Consider the following 23,831-nt stretch of genomic DNA (forward strand, 5'->3'; position numbering starts at 1 on the left):
GCACAGCGCGCACGGCCACGAAGTTCTGGACGGCATCGGCAGTCGGCGTAGACTTGACCTTGATCAAGCGCAGCGCAAGAATCGGCGCCGTTATGCGCGATTCGTGATTTTGCGAGAGAATACCGCCACTTCAACACCCATCAGGAGACAGCATGACGTATCACGCATCGGCAACCCGTTACGATGAAATGCAATACCGCACTTGCGGCCGCAGCGGCCTGAAATTGCCGGTATTATCGTTGGGCATGTGGCACAATTTCGGCGACACCAACACCCTGGCATCGCAACGCGAGATGCTGCGCACCGCTTTCGACCTGGGCATCACCCACTTCGACTTGGCCAATAACTACGGTCCGCCGTACGGCAGCGCGGAAAGCAATTTCGGCCACCTGTTCAAGGAAGACTTCCAGCCTTACCGCGATGAATTGATCATTTCCACCAAGGCTGGCTGGGACATGTGGCCAGGCCCGTACGGCCAGGGCGGCGGTTCGCGCAAATACGTGCTGGCCAGCCTGGACCAGAGCCTGAAGCGGATGGGCCTGGAGTATGTCGACATTTTCTATTCGCACCGTTTCGACCCGGACACCCCGCTGGAAGAAACCATGGGCGCGCTGGCCACCGCCGTGCAGCAAGGCAAGGCGCTGTATGTCGGCGTATCGTCGTACTCGCCGGAAAAAACCGCCCAGGCGGCGCGTTTGCTGAAAGAGTGGAAAGTGCCGTGCCTGATCCATCAGCCTTCCTACAATATGCTCAACCGCTGGATCGAGGAAGACGGCTTGCTCGACACGCTGGAACAGCAAGGCATGGGCTGCATCACCTTTACCGCGCTGGCGCAGGGCCTGCTGAGCGACAAGTATTTGAACGGCATTCCACAAGATGCGCGCATCAACCGTCCCGGCGGCGGTTCGATGATGCAAAAGCACTTGAGCGAGGAAAACCTGGCGCGGGTGCGCGGCTTGAACGACATCGCCTTGGCGCGCGGCCAGACGCTGGCGCAAATGGCGCTGGCCTGGGTGCTGCGCGATGCGCGCATCACGTCGACCCTGATCGGCGCCAGCAGCGGCGCGCAAATCCGCGAGAATGTCGATGCGCTGAAAAACCTGGCGTTCAGCGATGCCGAACTGAAGGCGATCGATGCGCTGGCCAAGGAAGGCAATGTCAATCTGTGGGCCAAGTCGTCGCGCACTTGATGGGGTCAGATTTGCCTGAAGGGTAATATTTCAAGCGACTGGAAGGGATGGTCTCAAGCGCCATCCCCTTCAATTTTTTTAAACTCTTCAAACGTATCCTTGAAGTCTTGCAGCATCTCCAGGATGCGTTCCCTCTTTTGCTCCATGATCAAGCGCTCATCGGCGGATAATCGAGACTGCGACCTGACGTCCGCATGCAATTTTTCGGAGCGCACAAACGCCACTTCCAGTCCAAAAACACGGCCGATCTGATTCAAGGTGTTGATCGTCGGATTGGCCACGCCTCGCTCGACTTCCTTGATGACCTTGGCGCTGACCTCGCGGTGCGCGGCAAATTCAGCTTGCGTCAAACGGGTCATCGTGCGCATGCGCTTGACCGTTTCTTGTACGCTCAACTCGCTGCGGTCGATGGCTTCGTACAGTTCAGCTCTTTGCTGCCGCACAGTTTCCTTGTCCACAGATTTTCTGCGTTTATCCATTATGGCTCCTCTGCCAGCCCACACAGCTGCCGCGTTTGCTCGGCCACAGGCATGCCCAGATAATCGATCACATCGTCATCAACACCGGCACGCTTCATACAATCATTCAACCCACTCATCAAGCGGCCGAAATGTTTTAGTTCAGTCACGATATGCCGACGCTCCGCGCTGTCGAGATCGAGCGCCAGCAGCACATCCGTCCAATTGCCCAGTTCCTTCTTCGTTGCCGGATGATACCAACGAGCGGCGCGTGCAATGCCTTCCGGATCGAGGTACATCGGGGCGAAATCGAACAGCGGGGTCAGCCGGACCTGTTTACCTATCTGCTGGACGGCGGTGTTGCGCGCATGATTATCGGTATTGCGCATGGCGAGATTCAACACATCCCGCTTCAGGAATTCGACGGTTTCATTGGTCTTGTCGGTCACCACGGCGCGCAAGGCATGCAATAAGTCAAACTGGCTCGGCCTGGCGTCGAATCCGACGATGCCGGCGACAGAAGCGGCACTTTCCTGGTGCAACCGGCTTACGCGGCCACTATCCACCACGCGATCGAAACGGGGCACGAACAGCATGTCGCCATGATGCCCCAGATCGCCATGGGTACGCAGCCCCATGGCTTTCGCCACGCGCATATACGCTGCTTCATTGCGCAACAATTTTTTGTCGACCGCTTCCTTGCCACGCGGTAGCTTGACGATGAAATGTTCGGCGGCACGGTCATCCGGCAGCGCTGCGTCGGCATGCCATAAGCCATGATGGTCCTTGGTCAGCAAATACTTGGGCGCGGCGCCCTGGACGCCGGTGGTTCCCGCCGCCAGCATGCCATAGACCATCATTCGTTCATGAAACTCCTCGCCTCGTTCCACCATCTGTTCCAAGGTAAAGCCCTGCTCGGTGCTGGCGACGTCGTGCCGCTGGACATGGGCATGAAAATAGTCTGCCGCTTCCTTGATCCGTATGTTTCCAATCGGATTGAATGCGCCGGCGCATATCAGCGGAAAGTCAGCCTCTGCACCATCTGCAAGCTTAAGCTCGCCAAGAAGAAACTTCCGTCCGTTTCCTTGTGGAATTAAATCATAAAGAAAAGCCGGCCATTTTTCTAAAACATGGCGTACGGCGTCGACAGGAAAACGCAAAGACACAGCTGCATCATGGGAGCCGAAAGCATAATCAAGATCGTACTCAAATACCGCGCGCGAATCGGCTAATCCCCTATGGCGCGGTTGTACAGCCACGGACGCACAATCGCTCCATCTATCATCAATAAATATTTGAATATTGCATTCCATGCAATTACTCCGATGGTGCCATCTGGGCACGCGGTGATTATCAAAAACACTTAAGTAACCCCCAATAAATTACCGAGGGTTACTTGGAGCCTATCCCAGTAGTAAGCGTCTTCTGCTGGCAGCGCATCAGCAGCGCGGACCAGGCGTGAGGAGCAAGCGTGGCGAGCCACGCGACGACGATCAACGCAGTGCCCGCTACTGACGAGCGCCAGAAGAAGGCGTATTCCTCTACTGGTCCAATCTTTTAGACCCATATAAGGATCTAATTATATTAAATTTTACTCTTATATGATACTTTAACGGGATAAGTCATAGGATTTTAAAACAAGCTTGCTTGCTGGTGGCGCCCACTGCGGCATTGGGTTCAGGCCTGATTCAACGATAAAAACGCGGCAATTGCCGCTGCAATTCGCGCGCCAGCTGGCGGCGTTGCGGTTCGGTGGCGTAGCAGCCGATGGCCACGCTGGCGCCGCGCGATTCCAGGCGGACCAGGTCGCGCGGGCGGCGCGGCGGCACGATGCGGGTGCGCCACGCGTCCAGCCTGGTGTGGCTGGACTTGCCGGCCCGCACCTGTTCAATCAGCAGGCTGGTTCCGCTCAGCGCGATGTGTTCGTAATCGGCCGCGTGGCGCGCGTAATACAGCAGCGCGCACGCCACCGCGCTCATTTCGGCCACCGAAAACAGCGGCACATACCACAGGCCATGCAAGGCAAAACCCAGCGCGACCGAGAACGACAGCAGGCACAGCAAGCCATACGCCAGCGCCATCTGGCGCGGCGCCAGCGAACAGTTGCGCTTTAATAACCATTGCTGCGGTTCGGATGTCGTGTCGTGCGGCATGTATCTTGCTCCGGGAAATGCGAGCTCAGGCAAACGGATGGGTCAGCGCATACAGCACGTTTTGCCACCAGTGCTCGCGGCTGCGCACGCCGGCCAGGCATTGATAATCGATCTCGGCCGGGAACACGTGATCCTGGCAAAGCCTGGCAGCCAGTGCATTGCGCTGGTTTTCGGCATTGTCCAAGGCCAGCATCAGCCACGCGGCCAGGAATAGCGCGACGATCAGCAAGCTCCATGGCAAATGGTTGACCTTGCTGCGCTCGGCGATGAATTCCGTGGGCCGCGTTGCGCGGTACATGGCCATGACGCTTTCTTCTTTTGCTTTCATAGTGCGACGACTTTCGGTGTTGATGCCGGCCGGATTGCCGGCATGGCTGGATTCATCCATTTTACGCCCTCCCCATCGCTGTCTTGTTATTTTAGACCCGGACGCGCCGTCATCGAGCAGGCGCTTGAACCATTGCGCAAGCACCGGGTCACTCCAGATAGGGGCATGCGACTTTTTACTATCGAGAAAGGATTTTCTATCGAACACTATCAGTAGCATCAATAAAATTCATTTCACAAATGTACAATTCATTGATATAGTTTACGTAAATGAAGTAAATTACATCCTTTATTTCACCAAGAGCGACCGGTACGTGGCGATCCGGCCAGCGATGAACCAGCCACACATCATCGCCCCAAGCCTGGCCGAAGCGGCCGGGTGCAAGCCCTGATAACCCTTCAGCGTCTTTTTTGGAGAACTGTCATGAACCTCATATCCTCGATCACCGCCGCCGTCGCCACGCTGGCCGCCGCCGGTTCCATGCTGGCGCAAAGCGCGCCATCGGCTGGCCTGACGCGCGCCGAAGTCATCGCCGAATTCCAGCGTGCCCGCGCCAACGGCGACATCGCGTACAGCGAAGCCGACTACGCCAAGTTGCCGGCCAACACCAGCAGCGTGACGCGGCAACAAGTCATGGACGAGTTTTACGCGGCGCGCAAGAGCGGCAAGATTGCGCAAACGGAAGCCGATTTCGATGTGGCGCACAGCCGCACGCCAACGCTCAAGTAAGCCGCCCGCCCCGACCTTTAGTCACGATGAGTCACCACCATTCCAGATGGAGTCCCGCATGTCCCTGCTACGCTCATTGATCGCCGCCAGCCTGGCCCTCGCGCTCGGCGCCTGTGCCGACATGGGCCATATCGCGCCGCAGTCGGCGCTGCTCGACCCGAACGCGCTGGACGCCGGTCAGGCGCTGCGCGACGCGCACGCGGACGTCGCCTGGCCGAAGCAGGAATGGTGGGCCGACTTGAACGACCCGCAATTGAACCGCCTGCTGGCCGGCGCGCTGGCCGACAGTCCGACACTGCGCGCGGCGCAGGCGCGGGTGCGCCAGGCCCAGGCGCTGGCCGGCGCGGCCGAGGAAAACACCCGGCCCAAGGGCGACGTCGAGGTGTCGTTCAACCGCGAACTGTATGCGGAAAACGGACTGATGCCGCCGCCGCTGGCCAGCAACTACGCATGGCGCAACCATGCCGCGCTGAACGGTTCCTACGACCTCGACCTATGGGGCCGCAACCGCTCGGCGCTGGCCGCCGCGCTGGGCGATATCGAGCTGGCGTCGGCCGAATCGCAGATGGCGCGGCTGGCGCTGGAAACCGCACTGGTGCGCAGCTACATTCAGTTGTCGCTGGAATTCGAACGCCAGGATTACCTGAAGGCCAGCCTGGCGCAGCGCGAACGCATCCTCGACGTCACGCGGCGGCGCGCCAAGGCCGGCATGGCCACCCAGGTCGATATCGCGCAAATCGAAACCACCTTGCCGGGCGGGCGGGTCGGGCTGGAGCAAAGCGCGGAAAACATCGCGCTGCTGCGCAACCAGCTGGCCGCACTGAGCGGCAAGGGGCCGGCGGCCGGCGACAGCATCGTGCGTCCGACCTTGAGGCTGGACCGGCCGCTGGCCTTGCCGAGCGCGCTGCCGGCCGAGCTGGTCGGGCGCCGGCCCGACATCGCCGCGCAACGCTGGCGGGTGGAAGCGGCGGCCAGGCGCGTCGACGCCGCCAGGGCCGGGTTTTATCCAAACGTGAACCTGATGGCCTTCGTCGGCCTGGAATCGTTCGGCTTTGACCATTTTCTCGACGCCCATGCGCAAATCAGGGGCTTCACGCCGGCGCTGACGCTGCCGATCTTCGCCGGCGCCCGCCTGCGCGCGCAGCTCGCTAATCAAACGGCAATCTACGACGGCGCGGTCGAACAATACAATGCCACCGTGATACAGGCGCTGTCCGATGTCGCCAACGTGGTCGCCAAGGCGCAATCGCTGCAGGAGCAGGATCGCCTGACCGGGCAGGCACTGGCTACCGCAACGAAAGCCAGCAAGCTGGCCGAGCAGGCGTACCGCGCCGGCCTCAGCGATTCGATCAACGTCTTGTACAGCCAGGTCGCGCTGTTGGCGGAACAGCAGCAGATGGCGCAGCTGGGCGCGCGCAAGCTCGACACCTATGTCTCGCTGATGAGCGCGCTGGGCGGCGGCATTTGAGGTGGCCATCCGGCCGGCATGGAAATTTTATCGCGCCCCCCTTGAATGCACCGGATTCCGCCGGCAGGAGCACGTTATACAATGCAAATTTTTATGGAAAGGACGTCGCGATGACCGCTTTTGAAGCTAATTCCAAGCGCTTGCAATACATCAGCACCCTGATGCCGGATTTTCCGCTGGAATTGATGCGCTTGGCGCGCATGACGTCTCATATTCAAAAGGGTTTGAAGGACTCGACCAATGCGGCGCTGAAAAAACACGACTTGACCGACGTCAGTTACATGGTGCTGGCAGTGTTATACGGCACCGAGGATGCAAGCTCGAACGCCCGCACGCTGGGCATCGCCTGCAATGAAAAACCGGCCAATCTGACGCGCGTCTGCAACGAGCTGGAACAACGCGGCCTGATCCATCGCGGCAGCCGCCCCGGCGACCGCCGTTCGGTGATGATTACCCTGACCGACGCCGGCCGCGCGCTGATCTGCCTGGCGCTGCCCGACGTGTATCGGCGCAACGTGCACGTGTACGACGGCTTTAACGCCGAAGAATTGCAGCAACTGGAAAAAATGTTTGCGCGCCAGTTGCACAATTTGAGCTGCCTCGACTGAGCCTGATCTTGATCGATCTCCTTCAACCTCTTCCATTAAACACACTGCAATGACGCCCTCACCGCAAGCCGCCGATCTGCCGGCCAGGCCGGCCAGCGCCGCCGCACGCGCATCGGCCTGGCTGGCCGCCACGGCCAGCGACTGGACCGGCACCGAAGGCGAACGCTGGCTGTTCGTCGCCAGGACCATCGCGGCCGCGTTCGGCGCGCTGTGGCTGGCCTACCGGCTCGGCCTCGATTCGCCCAGCACGGCGATGACCACCACCCTGATCGTGGCGCTGCCGAGCGCCGGCATGGTGCTGGAAAAAAGTTTTTATCGCCTGCTCGGCACGCTGGTCGGCTGCAGCGCCGCGCTGGCCATGATCGGCATGTTCCCGCAAACCCCGGTGCTGCTGTTTGCCTGCCTGGCGCTGTGGGTCGGCCTGTGCACCAGCGGTTCGGCGCTGAACCGCAACGCGCAGTCGTACAGTTTTGTGCTGTCCGGCTATACCGCCTGCCTGATCGTGCTGCCGGCCGTCGACCAGCCGACGCTGGCGTTTTCGCTGGCCGTCACCAGGGCCAGCGAAATCGGCGTCGGCATCCTCTGTTCGGCGATCGCCAGCGCGGTGCTGCTGCCGCGCCACCAAAGCACGCAAGTGATGCGCAGCGTCGACAGCCGCTACGCGCGCTTCACCGGCTTTTGCCACGCTGTGCTGCGCCACCAGCTGGCGCCGGCCGACGCCGAGCTGGCCCAACTGCAATTCGCGGCCGATATCGCGGCCCTTGAATCGGGCCGTTCGGCGGCGATTTTCGAAGTCATCCATGCGCGCGACCACCACCGCCAGCTGCACGCCTTCAACCTGTCGTTCATGCAGGCGCTGACCACCTTCTACACGCTGCAGCGCCTGCAGCGCCGGATCGGCCAGGATCGTTTGTCGGCGCTGCCGGCGCTGACCGAGCCGCTGTATGGCATCGTCGCCGATGCGCTGGGCGACGGCACCCCGCTGGCCGAGCTGGCCCAGCCATTGCGGCAGGCGCTGCTGGCCGCGCGCCAGCGCATCGCCGCCCAGCCGCTGGTGCGCACCGACAGCGTCGACTTCGACACCAGCGTCGAACTGCTGCAGCGCTTCGTGCGCGAGATGAGCCACTTCCAGGACTTGTACCAGGGCTTGCTGCTGGGCCGCCGCCGCGACCTGCCGGAAGCGCCGGCCTACGTGCCGAAAACCCCGTCCCTGCTGGTGCTGGCCGGCGGCTTGCGCGCCGCCGCCACACTGGTCTTGCTGCTGCTGGCGGCCTACTATCTCGACTGGCCGTACGCCGCCACCGCGATCCTGATGGCGACCGTGTTCAACGCGCTGGCGGCGGCGTCGCCGCGGCCGTTTACGCTGATCACCCATGTGCTGGCAGGCTTCGTGCTGGGCTGGCCGGTGGCGCTGGCATGCGTCTTTTTCGTGATGCCGCAGGCGCAGGGTTTTACCATGCTGATGCTGGCGCTGGCGCCGTTCCTGGCCGGCGCCGTGTACCTGATCAGCGATCCGAAACGCTCCGCCATCGGCCTCGGTCTCGGCCTGTTCGTGACCCAGTTCGTGCCGGCCAATGTGCTGTACCTGGACGGCGCCGCTTTCATGAACACCAGCCTGGCGCTGATCGCCGGCGTGGCGCTGTCATGGCTTATTTTCGCGCTGCTGCTGCCGCGCCATACCATCGGCCAGAAAGACCATGTCGCCGCGGCGCTGTGGGCCGAGGCGCTAGCCGCCTGCACGGCCGCGCCGCGCCACCTGAAGCACCGTTTCAACAGCCGCGTGCGCGACTTGCTGAGCCAGCTTAACGCGGCCGCCGGCCCGGCGCCGGGCGAGGCAACCCTGGCCGTGGTGCGCCAGGCGCTGACGCTGCTGGAACTGGGCAATTCGGTGATCGACCTGCGCGCACTGATCGCCGGCGCCGACGCCAGCCTGGCCAGGAGCGCGCTGCAGGACTGCGTCAGCCGCATCGCCGCCTACCTGCGCGCGCCGGCCCAGGCCAGCTGCAGCGCGGCGGTCGAGGCGATCCTGCAAGCCGGCCTGGCGGTGCGCGCCGCGCTGCCCGGCGCCAGCGCCGAACGCCAGGCCCGGCTGCATGCGACGCTGATCGACATGCACTCGATTTATACTTCCCTGCTCGACCAACTGCCGCAAGTCCCAGGAGACCCCAATCGTGCCGCGTGAACTCGCCATTTTCGGGGTCCTGATCCCGACCCTGCTGCCCCTTTTCTGCGCCAGCATCGTGCTGCAGGCGGTGCTCGACCGGATACTCGGCCGGCTCGGCCTGTACGCTATGCTGTGGCATCCGTCGCTGGTGCGCCTGTGCCTGTTTACCGGCATCTTCGGCGCGCTGGTGCTGACGCTCTATCAATAATCTGTCAATCACCGTTTTCGTTTTTTACTTTGAAAGAATGCAGTCATGGCAAGCAAGCTGATACGCTATCTGATAACCCTGCTGTTGCTGGCAGCCGCCCTGTGGATCGGCAAAGCCGTGTGGGACCGCTACATGGAATCGCCGTGGACCCGCGACGGCCGCATCAAGGCCGACGTGATCAACATCAGCGCCGACGTATCCGGCACGGTCACCGCGGTGCTGGTGCGCGACAACCAGCTGGTGCAAAAAGGCGATGTGCTGTTCACCGTCGACCAGGCCCGCTACGACACCGCGCTGCTGCAGGCCGAAGCGCTGCTGGCCGCGCAACGGACCGAAAAAGGCCGGCGCAGCAAGGAAGCCGGACGGCGCTCCGACCTGGACGCCAGCGTGGTCTCGACCGAAAGCCGGGAAACCGCGGAATTCGCCGTCAGCGCCGCCAACTCGCAATACCGCGCCGCGCTGGCCAGCCGCGACCTGGCCAGGCTGAACCTGGAGCGCACCGCCGTGCGCGCGCCGGTGACCGGCTACGTCACCAACCTGAACGTGCACACCGGCGATTTCGCCGCCGTCGGCGCGCCCAAGCTGGCCGTGATCGACAACGCCTCGTATTACGTGGTCGGTTATTTCGAAGAGACCAAGCTGCCGCTGCTGGCGCCGAACGACAAGGTGGACATGAGCTTGATGGGCGGCGGCAAGCTGCAAGGCCATATCGAAAGCATCGCGCGCGGCATCACCGACCGCGACGCCAACACCGGCCGCGAATTGCTGGCCGACGTCAACCCGAGCTTCAACTGGGTCCGGCTGGCGCAGCGGGTGCCGGTGCGCATCCATATCGACCAGTTGCCGCAAGACCGGTTGCTGGTGGCCGGCACCACCTGCACCGTGGTGGTGAGAGCGCGTTCCGCGCCGGCCGGCAAGCCTTAGCGGCCGCGCTCCGCCACGACGTCAAAACGTCTCCCACTCCGACTCCACCACGCTGGCCTGGCGCGCCGGCTTTGCGGCCGGCGCGGCCTGTCTAGCCGGCCGCAAGACCAGCGCGCGGCCGGCCGAGGCCGGCCTGGATGCCACCGCGGCCACCGCCGGCGGCGCGACTGGCGCCACCACATGAGCGTCAACATGCGCGTCGTCGCCATCGAGCAGGAACACATCGACCGACCGCGTCAGGCTGGCGGCCTGCTGCTGCAACGCGTCGGCCGCCACCGTGGCTTGCTGCACCAGCGCCGCGTTTTGCTGGGTCACGGCGTCCATCTGCACGATGGCCTGGTTGATTTGCTCGATGCCGGCTTCCTGCTCCTGGCTGGCCATGCTGATTTCGCCCATGATGTCGGTGACGCGCTGCACGCTGGCGACGATTTCATTCATGGTGCCGCCGGCTTGCTCGACCAGCTGGCTGCCGAGGCCGACCTTGGCCACCGAATCGTTGATCAGTTCCTTGATTTCCTTGGCCGCCGCCGCCGAACGCTGCGCCAGGTTGCGCACTTCCGACGCCACCACCGCAAAGCCGCGCCCCTGCTCGCCGGCGCGCGCCGCCTCGACCGCCGCGTTCAGCGCCAGGATATTGGTCTGGAACGCGATGCCGTCGATCACGCCGGTGATGTCGGCGATCTTGCGCGACGATGCATTGATGTCGTTCATGGTGCCGACCACCTGCGTCACCACCAGGCCGCCCTTTTGCGCCACCGCCGAGGCCGACGCGGCCAACTGGTTGGCCTGCCGTGCATTGTCGCTGTTTTGCTTGACGGTCGAAGTCAGCTGTTCCATCGACGACGCGGTTTCTTCCAGCGAACCGGCTTGCTGCTCGGTGCGCGACGACAGTTCCTGGTTGCCGCTGGCAATTTGCTGCGACGCGCTGGCGATGGTGGCGCTGCTGCCGCGCACTTCGCCGACGATGGTCACCAGGCTGGCCGTCATGTCGTCCAGCGCGCGCAGCAATTGCCCGGTTTCGCCGCGCAAGGCCGAGCTGCCCGCCTGGCGCGCCGTCAAGTCGCCGGCCGCCACGCTTTGCGCGATGCCGATCGCGCTCAGCAAGGGAGCGCGGATCGAACGCGTGATCAGCGCCGCGCCGACGCCGCCAATCACCAGCGCCAGCAGCCACAGGCCGCCCAGCACGCTACGCCCCTGCTGATTGCGCTGGTCGATGGCGCCGGCCAGAACCAGCATATTGTTGCGGTAATAATCGGACAGCAGGCGGATGCCGGCCAGGTAATCGGCCAGCGCCGGCTCCAGCCTGGTATCGGTCAGCGTCGCGGCGCGCGCCGTATCGCCGGCGCTGCGCGCGCTCAGCACTTCCTCGCGCGCGGCGCGGTAGACGGCGCGCCTGGCGGTGGCGGCGCCATACAATTGTTTGCCGGCATGTTCAGGCGTCAATTGCTCCAGCTGCGTTTGCAGCGTGTTGATGCGTTCGCTGTCCGGCTTGAGCTGCGCTTCGGCCGCCTGCTGTTGCGCCGGATCGGCGCTCTTGCCGGCCAGCAGGCTGCGCACGCCGTTCAGGCGGGTCAGGTCATGCCACTCGGTGACCAGCCGTTCCCTGGCCACCTCTTCGCGGATCACCTGCCTGGTGACGCCGCGCACGTCGGCCAGCAGCCACAAGCCGATCACGGTCATCAGGGTCATCAGCCCCAGCAGCAAGCCTGCGGCGATCGCCAGGCGGGTGCCAACGGTCCATTCAGCATTCTTCATCATCAGTATCCAGTCAGGTTGAGATCCAGGCAGGCGCAGGCAAACCGGCGCGATTGCCGACGATAAGCACCATCGTCACGCGGCGCCGTCCGGTTCGTATGGATCGGGATCAAACTTGCGTTGAATCACTTTTTAATGAGCGGAAGAAAAACGAAAAAAACCGCGCGGCGATGAACCGGGCGGCTTTTTGGGGAGGGATCGATACCCGGAACGGATGACAAAACGTTCAGGGGCGCAGGTGCGTCAGCGCATACGCCAGGTGATTCCACCAGTGCGCGCGCGATTCGACCAGCGCCAGGCACTGCGCATCGCTGTGATCGGGGCAAGCCTTGTTATACAGCGCGTTGCGCTGGTTTTCCGCATGCACGATCGCCAGCGCCAGCCAGGCCACCAGGGCCAGCGTCAGGAACAGCAATATCCATGGCAATCGTTTCATGCTCACTCCAGGCCGTGATGCTTACTTCTTGACCGCTTTGGCGGCTGCCGGGGCGGCAGCGGCCGCTGGCGCGCTCTTGCCGACTTCCGCCTGCACCTTGGCGACCAGGCCATCCATCACGCGCAAGGTCGCTTCCTGGATCTGGCGCTCGTTCAGGCCCGGACGCGACTGCATCGTCGGCGACGTCACGAAGCGGCCATCGACCACGATGCTCGGCGCGCTATCGAGTTTATAGGTGCCGATTTGCTGGATGCCGCGCTTCATCTTGGTCTGGACCGCGAAGGAATTGAAGAATTCCAGGTATTTGGCCTTGTCGATGCCATTCTTGACCACCAGGTCGAGGATCGCGTCATCCTTGTTCAGGCGCTGGCGGTCGACGTGGATGGCGTGGAAAATCTTGTCGTGCATGACATCGAGCTTGCCCATCGCTTCCAGCGTCACATAGGCGTGCGCCTGCGGATCGTTGGGGCCGGAAAACGCCATGTGCACGCGGCGGAACACGATATTGTCGCCCTGCTTCTTGACCCAGTCGGCCATCAGCGGATCGAGCGCGTAGCAATGCGGGCAGGAATACATGAAGAATTCGACGACTTCGACTTTCTTGCCGAGGTCGGTGCGCGGCGTATCCAGCGTGGTGTAGCCGGCGCCAGGTTCAGCCGCAAAGGCGCCGGAAGTGGAAACCATCAGGGTGACGGCGGCGAGCAAGAAACGCAGGGAACGCAAGAAACGCATGACTATCCTTCATAAGTGAGTGGCAAACGCCGCGAGATTACCATCTTTTGCGGCGCCGGTTCGGCGCGAGGCAGGAATATTATTATTTTTCAATCAAATTAAGCCGATCTTAAGCCGCGGTTTTAACCTAAGCGCGCCTGACCAAACGTTCAGGGCAAGACGCATTGCCGTAGACAGTACAAGATGGTCGACAAGGCAATGCAACGCCGCGATGGATGTTTTGTCAGGCGCTCTCAAGCCTAAAAGCTGTAGCGCGCCGAGACGCGCACCTGGCGCGCGTCATTGGCATAGATACTGGACAGGCATTCCGGCGCATTGCTGTAATAGCGCTTGTTGGCCAGGTTGCTGGCGCTGAGCGCCAATTCCCAGGCCCCGATCTTGCGCGCATAACGGCCGTCGAGCAGCGCGAACGACGGCGTCCGCGCCAGGCAGCTCTGGTCGAAATCGTTGCCGTAGCGTTGCACGTCCATCCACTGCACGCCGAGGTCGGCGCTGTGGCCGCTGGCCGGCAGCCACGACAGGCGCGCCGACACGGTATTGCGCGCCACCAGCGGCAAATCGGGACCGTCGTACGGGTAATCGTCGTAGCGCGCATTGACATGGCGCAGCTGGCCGTTCAACGACCAGGCCGGCGCCAGCCGCCAGTTGGCCTCCAGCTCGATGCCCTGGCGCTGGTTCGGATCGAGATTGCGGCCGGTACCGGCCTGGCCCAGGTTCTGGTCGAACACGATTTCATTATGCAGCCGGTGGCTGAACAGGCGCACGCTGGCATTGCGCGCATCGCCGCCGAAGGTGGCGCCGGCTTCCTGGTCATGCGACACCTGGCCGATCAGCGGCCGGTAGCCCTGGGTGGTGAAGCCGCTGTCGTCGATGCGGTAGCTCTGGCTGGCCTTGGCGTACACGCTGGCCCACGGCGCCGGCTTGAAACTGGCTTGCACGTCCCATGCGTTCTGGTGCTGCCAGTCGCGCGCGCCGCTATCGCCGATGCTGACGAAATCGCTGGAAGCGATGTCGTTCATATTGAATTTTTCATGCCGCGCACCGAACGACAGGCGCACGTCGCGCGGACCGCCGAAACCGATGTCTTCGCGTACGAACAGCGCACTGGAACTCTGCTTGCGGTCGAAGCGGAACAAGGCGTTGCCGGTCTGGTGGCGCCAGCGTATCAGGTCGATGCCGATTTCCGTATCGTAGGCGACTCCGTCAACCTTGGCGCCGTGGCGCAGGCGCGGCGACAACTGGGTTTCGCGGCTGCTGTAACTGGAGTCGTAGCTATAACCGGCATAAGCGCTGCCTTGGTCGTCATCGCCGCCATCGCGCACATGGGTGGCGCTGACGTTTTTTTCGCTTTGCGTCAATTCCAGGCCCAGGTCGAAGTTGCCGATATAGCGCTGCACGAAGCCGCTGATCCGGTTGGTGTCGAAACTGCCGAAATCGCCCGGCGTGGCGGCGCCCGGCTTGCCGTCGTCCGGCTGCGACAGGTCGGTCGGGAACGGGAAACGCGAATCCTGGCGCGTCGCATCGACGCTGAAACCGGCCCGGCCCTGCTTCGACTTCCATTCCGCGCCGCCGCTGAAGCTGACTTCGCGGAACTGGCTATGGTCGCGGTAATCGCTGCTGCGGCTATCTTGCAACGCGGCATCCATCGAAAAGCCATCCCAGTTCTGCACCACCGACGCGCGCGTATCGCGCTGGCCAAACTGGCCGACTTCGCCATACAGGCTGCCGTGCAGCGCCTGCGCGGGCGGCGTCTTGCTGACCAGATTGACCACCGCCCCGCTGCCGCCGGCCGCGCCATACTGCACGCTGTTGCCGCCGCGGCTGACTTCAATCCGCTCCACGTTCTCGATCGGCACGGTGGACAACAGCGCCTGGCCGCGCACATTGTCCAGTATCCGCACGCCGTCCTGCAGGCCCAGGAGATCGGCGCCGACAGCGGAGCGCGACAGTTTCAAGCCCGATCCGGGACCGGTCAGCGATTCCATCGCCGACACCATGCCGATGCCGCCGATCTTGCGCAAGGCGTCGGCCACGTCGCGTGCGCCATACTGGCTGATCTGCTCGCTGTCGATGACGGTCGCGCCAATCGGCGCGCGCGACGCGGCTTTGCTCAGGCGGGCTCCGCTGACCATCACCGCCTGCACGTTTTGCGCCAGCACGGACGGCGCCAGGCCGGCGGCAAAGCAGGCGGCCAGCAAGCCCGCCAGGGCGCGGCGCGGCGGCAAGCGGTGAAGACGAAATGCGGAAACGATCATGAAACCCAGCTCAAAATGTCCAGCCAGCAATAAAGACGGCACAAAGTCCGTAATTATACGCAGACTGCCAGCCGCGGCTGGCGCATTTCATTGTGCAAATTTTACATTTCACAGGAATAGGGGCTGGCTCACTCCAGCCGCCCGTCGGCGGCAATAAAATCGATAAAGGTGCGCACCTTCGACGACAGGTAGCGCCGGCTGGTATACACCGCATACACGGTGCCTTGGCGCATGCTGTAGCTGTCGAGCACACGCAACAAGCGGCCGGCGGCCAGGTCGGCCCCGGTTTGCCACGACGGCAGCAAGGCGATGCCCATGCCGTCCAGCACCGCGTCATGCATCAGGGTTTCGTTATTGGTTTGCAGCACAGGCTTGAACTTGACGGTTTCGTGGCCAGCCGGGCCGTCGAAGCCCAGTTCATTGCCCGACGCCAGCAGCGTGTAGGTGACCATCGCGTGCTGTACCAGGTCGGCCGGACGTTGCGGATGGCCGGCCCGCGCCAGGTAGGATGGCGCCGCCACCAGGTCGAAACCGATGCGCCCGATCGGCCGCGCGATCAGCGCCGGGGCCGGCGCCTGGCTGACCCGCAGCGCCAGGTCGAAACCTTCCTCGACCAGGTTGACGACCCGGCCGCTCAGGTCGATATCGAAGGTCACTTCGGGAAATTGCTCGCGGTACGCCGCCAGCACGCGGGTAAACACCGGATTGGCGAACCACACCGGCGCGCTCAGCTTGAGCATGCCGCGCGGCACCACCGTGGTGCGCCCGACCGTCGCCTCGACTTCTTCCAGGCTGTCCAGCATGTCGCGACATTGCTCGAAGTACACCTTGCCGATTTCAGTCAGACTCAGGTGCCGGCTGCTGCGGTTCAGCAAGCGCGCGCCCAGATGGCGCTCCAGGTGCATCACATGCTTGCTGGCCATGGCCGCCGACAATTCCAGCCGCTCGGCGGCGCGCACAAAACTTTCCAGCTCCACCACCGCGCGGAAGACACGCATGCTGACCAGGGTATCCATGCTCGTCCTATCATTATCATCAACCAGCAGGCAATGATATATCAATATTTACAGCCTTGATGAACTGACTGCGCATGACCATACTCCCTTCATCGACAGAGTGCCCCTGTCCAACCGGAGTGTGCCATGACTGATTTCACCTTACCCACCTACTTCCTGTCGCACGGCGGCGGCCCCTGGCCTTTCATGAAAGACCAGTACGGCGGACGCTACGACAAACTGCAAGCGTCGCTGCAAGACATTCCGCGCCAGATCGGCATCAAACCCAAAGCCGTGCTGGTGGTGACGGCGCACTGGGAAGGCCCGCAATTCCTGGTGTCGGCCAGCCCGAAGCCGGGCATGATCTACGATTATTCCGGGTTTCCGGCGCATACCTACCAGATCCAGTACCCGGCGCCCGGCTCGCCGGTCCTGGCCGAGCAGGTCAAGGCGCTGCTCGACGCGGCCGGCCACCCGGCGCGGCTGGACCCGCAGCGCGGCTTCGACCATGGCACGTTCAGCGCGCTGTATCCGATTTATCCGCAAGCCGACGTGCCGCTGGTGCAACTGTCGCTGAAACATGGCTACGATGTGCCGACCCATGTCGACGTGGGCCGCGCGCTGGCGGTATTGCGCAGCCAGGGCGTGCTGATCGTCGGCAGCGGCCTGAGCTACCACAACCTGCGCCAGTTCGGCCCGGCCGGCGCGGTGGCCTCGCACCAGTTCGACGCGTGGCTGCGCAGCAGCATGGCGCTGCCGCCTGCCGGGCGGCTGCAAAAATTGCTGGCGTGGGAACAGGCGCCCGGCGCGCGCCAGGCCCATCCGTATGAAGATCATCTGGTGCCGCTGATGGTCGCGCTGGGCGCGGCCGAGCACGAGCAGTCGAACGAGATCTACCACGAAGACGACTTCTTCGGCGCGCTGGCGGTGACCAGCTTCCGCTTTGGGCAGGCTGCCGCCTGATGAGTGGCGGCGTCAGTCCCTGCGGCGACAGGGACTGCGAATACCTCACACTACGTCATCAAGTCCCGCGCTTGCCATTCGCCGCGGCCTTGGCTTTTTCGGCCGCGATGGCCGCCGCCCTGGCCGCTTTTTCTGCTTGTTCGGCCGCATGCTGGGCCAGCAAGGCGGCGCGGGTGTCGGGCGTTTCCAGCGAAATACGGCCCAGCACGCCGCTGCGGTAATCGATCAGCAAGGTGTGCGACGCTTTCTCGAAATCGTAGTCGCCGCCCTTCTGGCGGAAACCGCGCCGCGCCGCGATGCCTTCGACCACGCCGATCGCATCCACTTCATCGGTCTTGGTGCCGTAGCGCGTGGCCAGCAAGTGCGGGTAGCGCTTCAACAATTCTTCGGCCAGGAATACCGCCACTTCTTCCTCGATCAACGCATTCGAGCCGATCGCGTGGCTGGCCGCCAGCATCAAGCCATCGCTGGGGATGGCGATCTTCGGCCACAGCATGCCGGGCGTATCGGTCAGGATGGTGTTTTTATCGAGATACAGCTTTTGCTGCATCTTGGTCACGGCCGGCTCGTCGCCCACCTTGGCCACGCGCTTTTTCAGCAAGGCGTTCATCAGCGTCGACTTGCCGACGTTCGGAATGCCCATGATCATGATGCGCAACGGCTTGGTCGGCACGCCGCGATGCGGCGCCAGCGACTTGGCCAGCTCGGGTATGCGCGCCACTTCGCCCGGTTTCTTGGTCGTCATCGCGTACGCGGTCACGCCTTCCTGGGCGTTGTAATAGGCCACCCAGGCGGCGGTCGCGGCCGGATCGGCCAGGTCGGTCTTGTTCAGGATCTTCAGGCACGGACGCTGGCGGAACAGGCGCAACTCTTCGACCATCGGGTTGCAGCTGGCTTCCGGCAGCCGGGCGTCGACCACTTCGATCACCAGGTCGGTGTTTTCCATCGACTCCGCCGCCTTCTTGCGCGCCGCGTTCATATGCCCCGGGTACCATTGTATCGCCATGCTATTACCTTCAAATTCGTTCGATCAATCCGCTATTTTACGGGCTAAGGCGGTACTTCAAGAAAAATGTCGCGATCTACATCTAAACAATGGGCCGATTTACGCACAAATCTCTGGCGCTCACACAAGATGAGGGGCATCTTGCTGCAAGACTCGCTCTGCGACGTCTCCAAAAAATTGTCGCGTCATACTGAAAAATTGGCTTAACTTCTTACCAGAAGGCAATAGATCGCACATCGCCAGGTGTTCGATACTCCAGTCATTCTGCTGATGTTGCGAAAAAATCCGATCCAGTTCATTCCACCAGCGTTGCCGCTCGTTGATCAGATAAGGGCTGTTCAGATTCAGTATCGCAATGGTATAGGTCGCCCGATCCCGATCGGCTTGCTGCTGCAGCGACTCCGCAGGCACTACGCGGCCATCGGACAAATAGGCAAAGAAACGCGCGCAATCGGCTTGATGGCAGGAAATAAACAAGTGCGCGTCATATTGATCGCCCTTGGCATGTCCGGCAAACACCTCGTCTTCCTGCGCCTTGAATGCCGCCAGATCATTTTTACTGGCCAGCGCACTGGCCGCCAGGTTTTGATAATCGAAGGTACGTTGAGGAAAGCTGCTTTTCGGCTGCACATGTTCAATGTGATAGCCCAAACCCAGCAAGTCAGCCCTGATTTCCGAATAACAGCAAAGAAAAAATTGCTCCTCTACCAATTCCTCACACAGGGCAGGCCTATGCGCGTAACTCTGCCAGCGGCTGGTGGCGTCTTTTGCGCCATGCGGCGGCTGTGCATGCGCCTGCGCCAGATAAAATCCGCCGCCATCCGGTTTTTTGATGAACCTCATCGTTGCAAAGCCTGTTGCCGCCGGATACTGCGCTCAAGTCGCTGCAATTGCGGATGCTCCGCACCAAGCGCGGCAACCAGTCCATCCATCAAGCGCCGCGCCTCTTCAGTCGCATAGTTACCTTGATCGACCAATTCGGTCAGGCGCTGCAAATCTTCCTTTTCGGCCACCGGCGGCTGGGGATCGACCATCATCACGCTCAGCATCACGTCACCGCTGGGTTCGCCATAGGTACGCGCGAGCGGCGGTTCGGCGATCATATGGCCCTCGGCATCCTTGCCGATCACCCGGATATTCTCGCGCCTGACGCTACTGAGGACTTGCGGGCTATGGGTGGTGACGATGAACTGTATTTTAGGAAAGGCTTGTTTTAAGGAGCCCAAGACTGTTTGTTGCCATGATGGATGAAGGAACATATCGATTTCATCGATTAAAGCGATCCCTTCGGTCTCTAACAAGACCTCGGCGCCCAGATGGGGATTCAGCTTGCAAGCACGGAATGCCAGATCGGCGACCATCGCCACGGCATTCCTCAAGCCATCACTTAGCATTTCCAGAGGCAAAACGCCATGCTCCGGATGGCTCAATACCAGCTGTTGCTGATACTGGGCGCTATACGCAATGTCATGCCAGCCGGTCTGCTCTTGCAGCAGGGCGTTCACCGCACTTTTTACTGCCTGTATCAGGTTTTCAAAATATTGCGTCAAATCGCCCGGCCCGACGCCCGTTTCGAGTGCGATGATCTGGCTCTCGCGGTAACTCCGATAGACCCAGCCATACCAGTCGGCAAACTGCTTGAAGCTGGACGACAGCGTCAGGCAATTCAAGTAACCTGACAGGCGGGAATACTCGCTTTTATCGAGGGTGACGTCGGCCGCAACCGAGGTATAGCGGCCCTGATACCATAACCTGCCTGTGCCCAGATAGGCGATCAGAGGTAAAGCAGTCTGTACTCCGTCTTGCTCTTCACGTATTTTTTTCTGTAATTCGGTACCGTACTTTGTCAGTTGTTTTGTCCATGAATCGCCCAAAGTATTGGTGCCAGCCTTGACACGCTCACGGGATTGCATCCACGCGAAATCATTCGTCACTCCCGGCCAGCGCCCGGTGGCGGTCACCGCACTCGGCATTTGCGGCTCCATGTTGTGGCTGTTTCTTCTTTCCAAGCGTACATCGTCTATCTGGATCGATGCAGACTTTCCAGTTTGGCTACCCAAGTCAAACGCCTTAACAAATGGCCATAAAGCAATTCGTGCAGCGTCAAGCAACGCAGTTTTTCCGGCGCCGTTAGGCGCAATCAGTACCGTCAGCTCAGGATGAAGGTCCACAGCCAACTGATTAAAACAGCGGAAATTTTGGATGACAATTTTTTTCAGCTTCATGTGAATCATTTCCTGATTGAAGAGCGAGCAGACCCAGGAGCATGCTCCGCCGGTAGCCACTATTTTACGTACTTGGCTCTGGCGCGTCGGACTTTCTCGAGGATGCCTGTGCAGCCGCAACGGGCATCCAATGTGACGGAATTCAATAATAATATTACTAAAATTAATTTAATGATAATATTACAAGTAACGCGAATTTTTCTTTATATTTCCATTAATCCCAGATGAGATACATGATATTGGCAGTATGCGCAAGCTTGCAATTCATAGCCGCTGCGGCAGTTTCACAAGAAACCGTCCCGTCGGTGGTATTGGAGGAGGCGCCTGCCACCCCGCAAACGGTGGAAGTGAGCGGCGCCAGGGATCCCGAATTAAAACCCTACCGCAGCATGCTCAAGGGCGTCGATGCCTTCAATGAATTCCATCGCCTGGCGCCCCATGCCAGCCTGCGTTTCATCTTGCAGCCGGCCAGGGCGGACCAGGCACTTGAAGGCGCCACCCTGCAAATCAGCAGCGACAAGCTGTCGATTCCGATCCCGGTACATGCCGACGGCACCTTTACTTTGCAGCGCCATAAACAGGCGATGGACGAAAATGCCGACATCGTCAGCAATAAAAAGAAGAACTCGCTGCGCTGGCGGCCCGATATCCATAGCCCCAACCTGCCCGCCAACGTACGCCGGCTCGGCGATTTGCGGCTGGAATGCGTGATACGCTGGGCGGTGGAAAAGGACGATTTGCCGTTCGTCACGCGCAATGCCTTCCGGCTGGTCGGCGGTCCCTGCCATTCATCGATGGTTGCGGTACTGTTCCATGCGCCACGGCGGCTGTCGGCGGTGACGGCGGTCTCGGGCGAACGCCGCGCCACGCTGTCGCTTGGCAAACAAAAGGTCAGCTACATCGCGCCTTTGCACGATATGACATGGAATGACGATACCTTGCTGGAATTGACCTTCGAGGACCATACCTCGATCGCACAAACTGCCGGACCCGCGCCGCAATAACCCAAACAACAGGAGCACGGCGGCGGCGTGCTCCTGCCCATGTTGAATCGCAAAATATAATTTCCAAAAAAAGAGATAAATCTTTATTTTTTGGAATCGGCAACTAAACCATCACAATTCAGCCAGTGCCTTGACGTGGGCCGCCACGCTGCGTCCCAGCGCCGACAGGTTGTAGCCGCCTTCCAGGCAACTGACGATGCGCCCTTTGGCATACTGTTTCGCCACTTCCATCACTTGCTGCGTGATCCAGGTGTAATCCGCCTCCACCAGGCCCATGCCGCCGACGTCGTCTTCGCGGTGCGCATCGAAGCCGGCTGAAATGAACAGCATTTGCGGCTGGTGCCGGTGCAGCGCCGGCAGCCAGTGGTCGAGCACCAGCTGGCGCACCACGTCGCCCTTGGAGCGGGCCGGCACCGGCACGTTGACGCGGGTCGCGGTGAACGGTTCGGGTGCGCTGAACGGGTAATACGGATGCTGGAAAAAGCTGACCATCAGGATGCGTGGATCCTGGGCCACCGATTCCGCAGTGCCGTTGCCATGATGCACGTCGAAATCGACGATCGCGACCCGCTCCAGCCCACGCACGTCGAGCGCATGCTTGGCGGCGATGGCGACGTTATTGAACAGGCAAAAGCCCATCGGCTCGCTTGGCCGCGCATGGTGGCCGGGCGGACGGGTGGCGCAAAAAGCGTTGTCGAGTTCGCCATCGATGACGGCGTCGGTGGCGGCCACCGCCGCGCCGGCCGCACGCAAGGCGGCTTTCCAGCTATAGGCATTCAACAGCGTGTCGCCGTCGAGCGGATAATAATCGTCGGGCGCGGGCACGTTGTCGCGCACCAGGCCGATCGCGTTGGCGCTGTGGTTGCGCTCGATATCGGACAGCGCCGCCAGCGGCGCTTCGCGGTGTTCCAGCAAATCGCTGATCTGGGCCCGTATCAACTGGTCGCTGATGGCTTGCAGGCGCGCCGGCGACTCCGGGTGCCAATCGCCCATTTCGTGGCGCTGGCAATCTGTGTGACTATAAATGGCTGTACTCATTACTCGGGTCTCGTTTCCATACCGCAATAATCACATTCCATCATTGTTGCCCTGTGGTATGCGGTTCTCGCATAGAATCACTGGCGCGTACGACGAAATGCTCTATCGCATCTGATCTATTTTATAAGCTGCTCCCCGCCAACGGGGGTGATTCCTGGCCGTTTCCGGGCCGTGTGAAGGCCGATAAAACCGGATCGATTGATGGAGCGCTCCCCGATTGTAAATTAAATAGTGGCATCCCCTTTACTGAAATTATCATGTTCACAAAAATGCATGCAGTGGCGCGGCAAGTCGGGCAAGTCGTGGTCGGCAAGGATGTGCAGGTGCGCCAGGCGCTGACCTGCCTGCTGGCCGGCGGCCATTTGCTGATCGAGGACGTGCCGGGCGTCGGCAAGACCACGCTGGCGCATGCGCTGGCGATTTCGCTCGGCTTGCAATTGAACCGGATTCAATTCACCAGCGACTTGCTGCCGGCCGACGTGGCCGGCATCTCGATCTACCAGCGCGAGCAGAACGGCTTTGTGTTTCATCCGGGACCGATCTTCACGCAAGTATTGCTGGCCGATGAAATCAACCGCGCCACGCCGAAGACCCAGTCCGGCTTGCTGGAAGCGATGGAAGAACGGCAAGTCAGCGCCGATGGCGTCACGCGTCCGTTGCCGGAACCGTTTTTTGTCATCGCCACGCAAAATCCGGCGCACCAGGTCGGCACCTTCCCGCTGCCGGAATCGCAGCTGGACCGCTTCCTGATGTGCTTGTCGCTCGGCTATCCGGACGCCGCCGCCGAACGCGCGCTATTGATGGGCGAAGACCGGCGCGGCATGCTCAAAACGCTGCCGGCGGTAATGCAGGCGGAAGAATTGACGGCGGCGCGGCTGGCCTTGAAAACCCTCCACACCGCGGCGTCGCTGATCGATTATGTGCAGGCGCTGGCGCAGGCCACGCGCCAGAACGGCATGTTCGCCGAGGGACTCAGCCCGCGCGCGTCGATCGCGCTGCTGCAGGCGGCGCGCGCCTGGGCCGCGCTGGAAGGCCGCGACCATGTGATCCCGGAAGACGTGCAGGCGGTGCTGGTGCCGGTCTGTGCACACCGGCTGCGGCCGCTCAAGTCCAGCCATGGCGTGGCGCTGGCCAGCGGCGACCTGGTGCTGCAATTGCTCAAATCCGTGCCGGTCTGATAAAAAGGCGGCGG

The 23,831-nt window shown here is 61.7% G+C and carries 23 protein-coding genes; 10 read left to right on the top strand and 13 right to left on the bottom strand.

The window, feature by feature from the left end:
• The first annotated feature begins 152 nt into the window (after positions 1–152).
• Positions 153–1,190, top strand: coding sequence for an L-glyceraldehyde 3-phosphate reductase (gene mgrA / locus GJA_RS18755; protein ID WP_038495214.1), 1,038 nt, complete (start codon positions 153–155; stop codon positions 1,188–1,190).
• 53 nt (positions 1,191–1,243) lie between these two features.
• On the opposite strand, the gene GJA_RS18760 is transcribed toward mgrA, so the two are convergent.
• The 4 genes from GJA_RS18760 to GJA_RS18775 all read right to left on the bottom strand — a co-directional run bounded on the left by GJA_RS18760 (position 1,244) and on the right by GJA_RS18775 (position 4,189).
• Entirely contained in the window at positions 1,244–1,669 is a 426-nt protein-coding gene (locus GJA_RS18760) for a helix-turn-helix domain-containing protein (RefSeq protein WP_174525962.1), read from the bottom strand.
• The gene (locus GJA_RS18765; protein WP_038495217.1) at positions 1,669–2,961 is read right to left on the bottom strand and encodes a type II toxin-antitoxin system HipA family toxin; all 1,293 of its coding nucleotides are present in this window, start codon (positions 2,959–2,961) and stop codon (positions 1,669–1,671) included. Before GJA_RS18765 ends, GJA_RS18760 begins: the two co-directional genes overlap by 1 nt.
• Before the next feature lie 375 nt (positions 2,962–3,336).
• Positions 3,337–3,801 (bottom strand): DUF2244 domain-containing protein, encoded by a 465-nt coding sequence (locus GJA_RS18770; protein WP_038495220.1) that lies wholly within the window; start codon positions 3,799–3,801, stop codon positions 3,337–3,339.
• A 25-nt stretch (positions 3,802–3,826) separates the two neighbouring features.
• Positions 3,827–4,189, bottom strand: coding sequence for a hypothetical protein (locus GJA_RS18775; protein ID WP_242404579.1), 363 nt, complete (start codon positions 4,187–4,189; stop codon positions 3,827–3,829).
• A 363-nt stretch (positions 4,190–4,552) separates the two neighbouring features.
• Between GJA_RS18775 and GJA_RS18780 the strand changes: the two genes are divergently transcribed.
• From GJA_RS18780 to GJA_RS18805, 6 genes are all read left to right on the top strand, one after another.
• Positions 4,553–4,858, top strand: coding sequence for a DUF4148 domain-containing protein (locus tag GJA_RS18780; protein WP_038495223.1), 306 nt, complete (start codon positions 4,553–4,555; stop codon positions 4,856–4,858).
• Positions 4,859–4,916: 58 nt separating this feature from the next.
• A complete protein-coding gene (locus GJA_RS18785; protein WP_038495226.1) occupies positions 4,917–6,326 on the top strand; it encodes an efflux transporter outer membrane subunit in 1,410 nt (469 codons plus the stop codon).
• A 110-nt stretch (positions 6,327–6,436) separates the two neighbouring features.
• Positions 6,437–6,934, top strand: a complete 498-nt coding sequence (locus GJA_RS18790; RefSeq protein ID WP_038500438.1) for a MarR family winged helix-turn-helix transcriptional regulator — start codon at positions 6,437–6,439, stop codon at positions 6,932–6,934.
• Between the two features lie 49 nt (positions 6,935–6,983).
• Positions 6,984–9,116, top strand: a complete 2,133-nt coding sequence (locus GJA_RS18795; RefSeq protein WP_038495230.1) for an FUSC family protein — start codon at positions 6,984–6,986, stop codon at positions 9,114–9,116.
• Entirely contained in the window at positions 9,106–9,306 is a 201-nt protein-coding gene (locus GJA_RS18800) for a DUF1656 domain-containing protein (protein WP_038495233.1), read from the top strand. The genes GJA_RS18795 and GJA_RS18800 overlap by 11 nt, the downstream gene beginning before the upstream one ends.
• Positions 9,307–9,351: 45 nt before the next feature.
• Entirely contained in the window at positions 9,352–10,230 is an 879-nt protein-coding gene (locus GJA_RS18805) for an efflux RND transporter periplasmic adaptor subunit (RefSeq protein ID WP_038495236.1), read from the top strand.
• Positions 10,231–10,251: 21 nt separating this feature from the next.
• Here the strand turns inward: GJA_RS18805 and GJA_RS18810 are convergent, their stop codons facing one another.
• From GJA_RS18810 to GJA_RS18830, 5 genes are all read right to left on the bottom strand, one after another.
• Positions 10,252–11,988 (bottom strand): methyl-accepting chemotaxis protein, encoded by a 1,737-nt coding sequence (locus GJA_RS18810; RefSeq protein WP_277914405.1) that lies wholly within the window; start codon positions 11,986–11,988, stop codon positions 10,252–10,254.
• 223 nt (positions 11,989–12,211) lie between these two features.
• On the bottom strand, positions 12,212–12,421 hold the full coding sequence (locus GJA_RS18815) for a hypothetical protein (RefSeq protein WP_038495242.1): 210 nt from the start codon (positions 12,419–12,421) through the stop codon (positions 12,212–12,214).
• Positions 12,422–12,442: 21 nt separating this feature from the next.
• A complete protein-coding gene (locus GJA_RS18820; protein ID WP_038495245.1) occupies positions 12,443–13,153 on the bottom strand; it encodes a thiol:disulfide interchange protein DsbA/DsbL in 711 nt (236 codons plus the stop codon).
• A 239-nt stretch (positions 13,154–13,392) separates the two neighbouring features.
• Entirely contained in the window at positions 13,393–15,408 is a 2,016-nt protein-coding gene (locus GJA_RS18825; RefSeq protein WP_038500441.1) for a TonB-dependent receptor, read from the bottom strand.
• Positions 15,409–15,536: 128 nt separating this feature from the next.
• On the bottom strand, positions 15,537–16,424 hold the full coding sequence (locus tag GJA_RS18830; RefSeq protein WP_038495248.1) for a LysR family transcriptional regulator: 888 nt from the start codon (positions 16,422–16,424) through the stop codon (positions 15,537–15,539).
• Between the two features lie 126 nt (positions 16,425–16,550).
• Here GJA_RS18830 and GJA_RS18835 point away from each other — a divergent pair, with 126 nt between their 5' ends.
• Positions 16,551–17,366 (top strand): DODA-type extradiol aromatic ring-opening family dioxygenase, encoded by an 816-nt coding sequence (locus GJA_RS18835; RefSeq protein WP_038495251.1) that lies wholly within the window; start codon positions 16,551–16,553, stop codon positions 17,364–17,366.
• 58 nt (positions 17,367–17,424) lie between these two features.
• On the opposite strand, the gene ylqF is transcribed toward GJA_RS18835, so the two are convergent.
• The 3 genes from ylqF to GJA_RS18850 form a co-directional block, all read right to left on the bottom strand.
• On the bottom strand, positions 17,425–18,372 hold the full coding sequence (gene ylqF / locus GJA_RS18840; protein WP_081905487.1) for a ribosome biogenesis GTPase YlqF: 948 nt from the start codon (positions 18,370–18,372) through the stop codon (positions 17,425–17,427).
• Positions 18,373–18,492: 120 nt separating this feature from the next.
• Positions 18,493–19,215: a retron system putative HNH endonuclease gene (locus GJA_RS18845; RefSeq protein ID WP_081905488.1), complete on the bottom strand. Its 723-nt coding sequence runs from the start codon at positions 19,213–19,215 to the stop codon at positions 18,493–18,495.
• Positions 19,212–20,597: an AAA family ATPase gene (locus tag GJA_RS18850; protein ID WP_081905654.1), complete on the bottom strand. Its 1,386-nt coding sequence runs from the start codon at positions 20,595–20,597 to the stop codon at positions 19,212–19,214. The genes GJA_RS18845 and GJA_RS18850 overlap by 4 nt, the downstream gene beginning before the upstream one ends.
• Before the next feature lie 257 nt (positions 20,598–20,854).
• On the opposite strand from GJA_RS18850, the gene GJA_RS18855 reads away from it, so the two are divergent.
• Positions 20,855–21,601: a hypothetical protein gene (locus GJA_RS18855; RefSeq protein WP_051781118.1), complete on the top strand. Its 747-nt coding sequence runs from the start codon at positions 20,855–20,857 to the stop codon at positions 21,599–21,601.
• A 111-nt stretch (positions 21,602–21,712) separates the two neighbouring features.
• Here the strand turns inward: GJA_RS18855 and GJA_RS18860 are convergent, their stop codons facing one another.
• Positions 21,713–22,639 carry a histone deacetylase family protein gene (locus GJA_RS18860; protein ID WP_038495257.1) on the bottom strand — a complete coding sequence of 309 codons (927 nt, stop codon included), beginning with the start codon at positions 22,637–22,639 and terminating at the stop codon, positions 21,713–21,715.
• Between the two features lie 257 nt (positions 22,640–22,896).
• On the opposite strand from GJA_RS18860, the gene GJA_RS18865 reads away from it, so the two are divergent.
• Positions 22,897–23,817: an AAA family ATPase gene (locus tag GJA_RS18865; protein WP_038495260.1), complete on the top strand. Its 921-nt coding sequence runs from the start codon at positions 22,897–22,899 to the stop codon at positions 23,815–23,817.
• Positions 23,818–23,831 lie beyond the last annotated feature (14 nt).

Origin of the sequence: Janthinobacterium agaricidamnosum NBRC 102515 = DSM 9628, from assembly GCF_000723165.1 — a bacterium.
GTDB classification, from domain to species: Bacteria; Pseudomonadota; Gammaproteobacteria; order Burkholderiales; family Burkholderiaceae_D; genus Janthinobacterium; species Janthinobacterium agaricidamnosum.

What these genes read in the sequence shown, in the direction of transcription:
- GJA_RS18765 (WP_038495217.1), bottom strand. Translation starts at nt 2,961, where the DNA reads ATGGAATGCAATATTCAAATATTTATTGATGATAGATGGAGCGATTGT.
- GJA_RS18790 (WP_038500438.1), top strand. Translation starts at nt 6,437, where the DNA reads ATGACCGCTTTTGAAGCTAATTCCAAGCGCTTGCAATACATCAGCACC.
- GJA_RS18785 (WP_038495226.1), top strand. Translation starts at nt 4,917, where the DNA reads ATGTCCCTGCTACGCTCATTGATCGCCGCCAGCCTGGCCCTCGCGCTC.
- GJA_RS18845 (WP_081905488.1), bottom strand. Translation starts at nt 19,215, where the DNA reads ATGAGGTTCATCAAAAAACCGGATGGCGGCGGATTTTATCTGGCGCAG.
- GJA_RS18780 (WP_038495223.1), top strand. Translation starts at nt 4,553, where the DNA reads ATGAACCTCATATCCTCGATCACCGCCGCCGTCGCCACGCTGGCCGCC.
- GJA_RS18825 (WP_038500441.1), bottom strand. Translation starts at nt 15,408, where the DNA reads ATGATCGTTTCCGCATTTCGTCTTCACCGCTTGCCGCCGCGCCGCGCC.
- mgrA (WP_038495214.1), top strand. Translation starts at nt 153, where the DNA reads ATGACGTATCACGCATCGGCAACCCGTTACGATGAAATGCAATACCGC.
- GJA_RS18835 (WP_038495251.1), top strand. Translation starts at nt 16,551, where the DNA reads ATGACTGATTTCACCTTACCCACCTACTTCCTGTCGCACGGCGGCGGC.
- GJA_RS18865 (WP_038495260.1), top strand. Translation starts at nt 22,897, where the DNA reads ATGTTCACAAAAATGCATGCAGTGGCGCGGCAAGTCGGGCAAGTCGTG.
- GJA_RS18820 (WP_038495245.1), bottom strand. Translation starts at nt 13,153, where the DNA reads ATGCGTTTCTTGCGTTCCCTGCGTTTCTTGCTCGCCGCCGTCACCCTG.
- GJA_RS18810 (WP_277914405.1), bottom strand. Translation starts at nt 11,988, where the DNA reads ATGATGAAGAATGCTGAATGGACCGTTGGCACCCGCCTGGCGATCGCC.
- GJA_RS18860 (WP_038495257.1), bottom strand. Translation starts at nt 22,639, where the DNA reads ATGAGTACAGCCATTTATAGTCACACAGATTGCCAGCGCCACGAAATG.
- GJA_RS18805 (WP_038495236.1), top strand. Translation starts at nt 9,352, where the DNA reads ATGGCAAGCAAGCTGATACGCTATCTGATAACCCTGCTGTTGCTGGCA.
- GJA_RS18850 (WP_081905654.1), bottom strand. Translation starts at nt 20,597, where the DNA reads ATGAAGCTGAAAAAAATTGTCATCCAAAATTTCCGCTGTTTTAATCAG.
- GJA_RS18760 (WP_174525962.1), bottom strand. Translation starts at nt 1,669, where the DNA reads ATGGATAAACGCAGAAAATCTGTGGACAAGGAAACTGTGCGGCAGCAA.
- GJA_RS18830 (WP_038495248.1), bottom strand. Translation starts at nt 16,424, where the DNA reads ATGGATACCCTGGTCAGCATGCGTGTCTTCCGCGCGGTGGTGGAGCTG.
- GJA_RS18815 (WP_038495242.1), bottom strand. Translation starts at nt 12,421, where the DNA reads ATGAAACGATTGCCATGGATATTGCTGTTCCTGACGCTGGCCCTGGTG.
- GJA_RS18775 (WP_242404579.1), bottom strand. Translation starts at nt 4,189, where the DNA reads ATGGATGAATCCAGCCATGCCGGCAATCCGGCCGGCATCAACACCGAA.
- GJA_RS18795 (WP_038495230.1), top strand. Translation starts at nt 6,984, where the DNA reads ATGACGCCCTCACCGCAAGCCGCCGATCTGCCGGCCAGGCCGGCCAGC.
- GJA_RS18770 (WP_038495220.1), bottom strand. Translation starts at nt 3,801, where the DNA reads ATGCCGCACGACACGACATCCGAACCGCAGCAATGGTTATTAAAGCGC.
- ylqF (WP_081905487.1), bottom strand. Translation starts at nt 18,372, where the DNA reads ATGGCGATACAATGGTACCCGGGGCATATGAACGCGGCGCGCAAGAAG.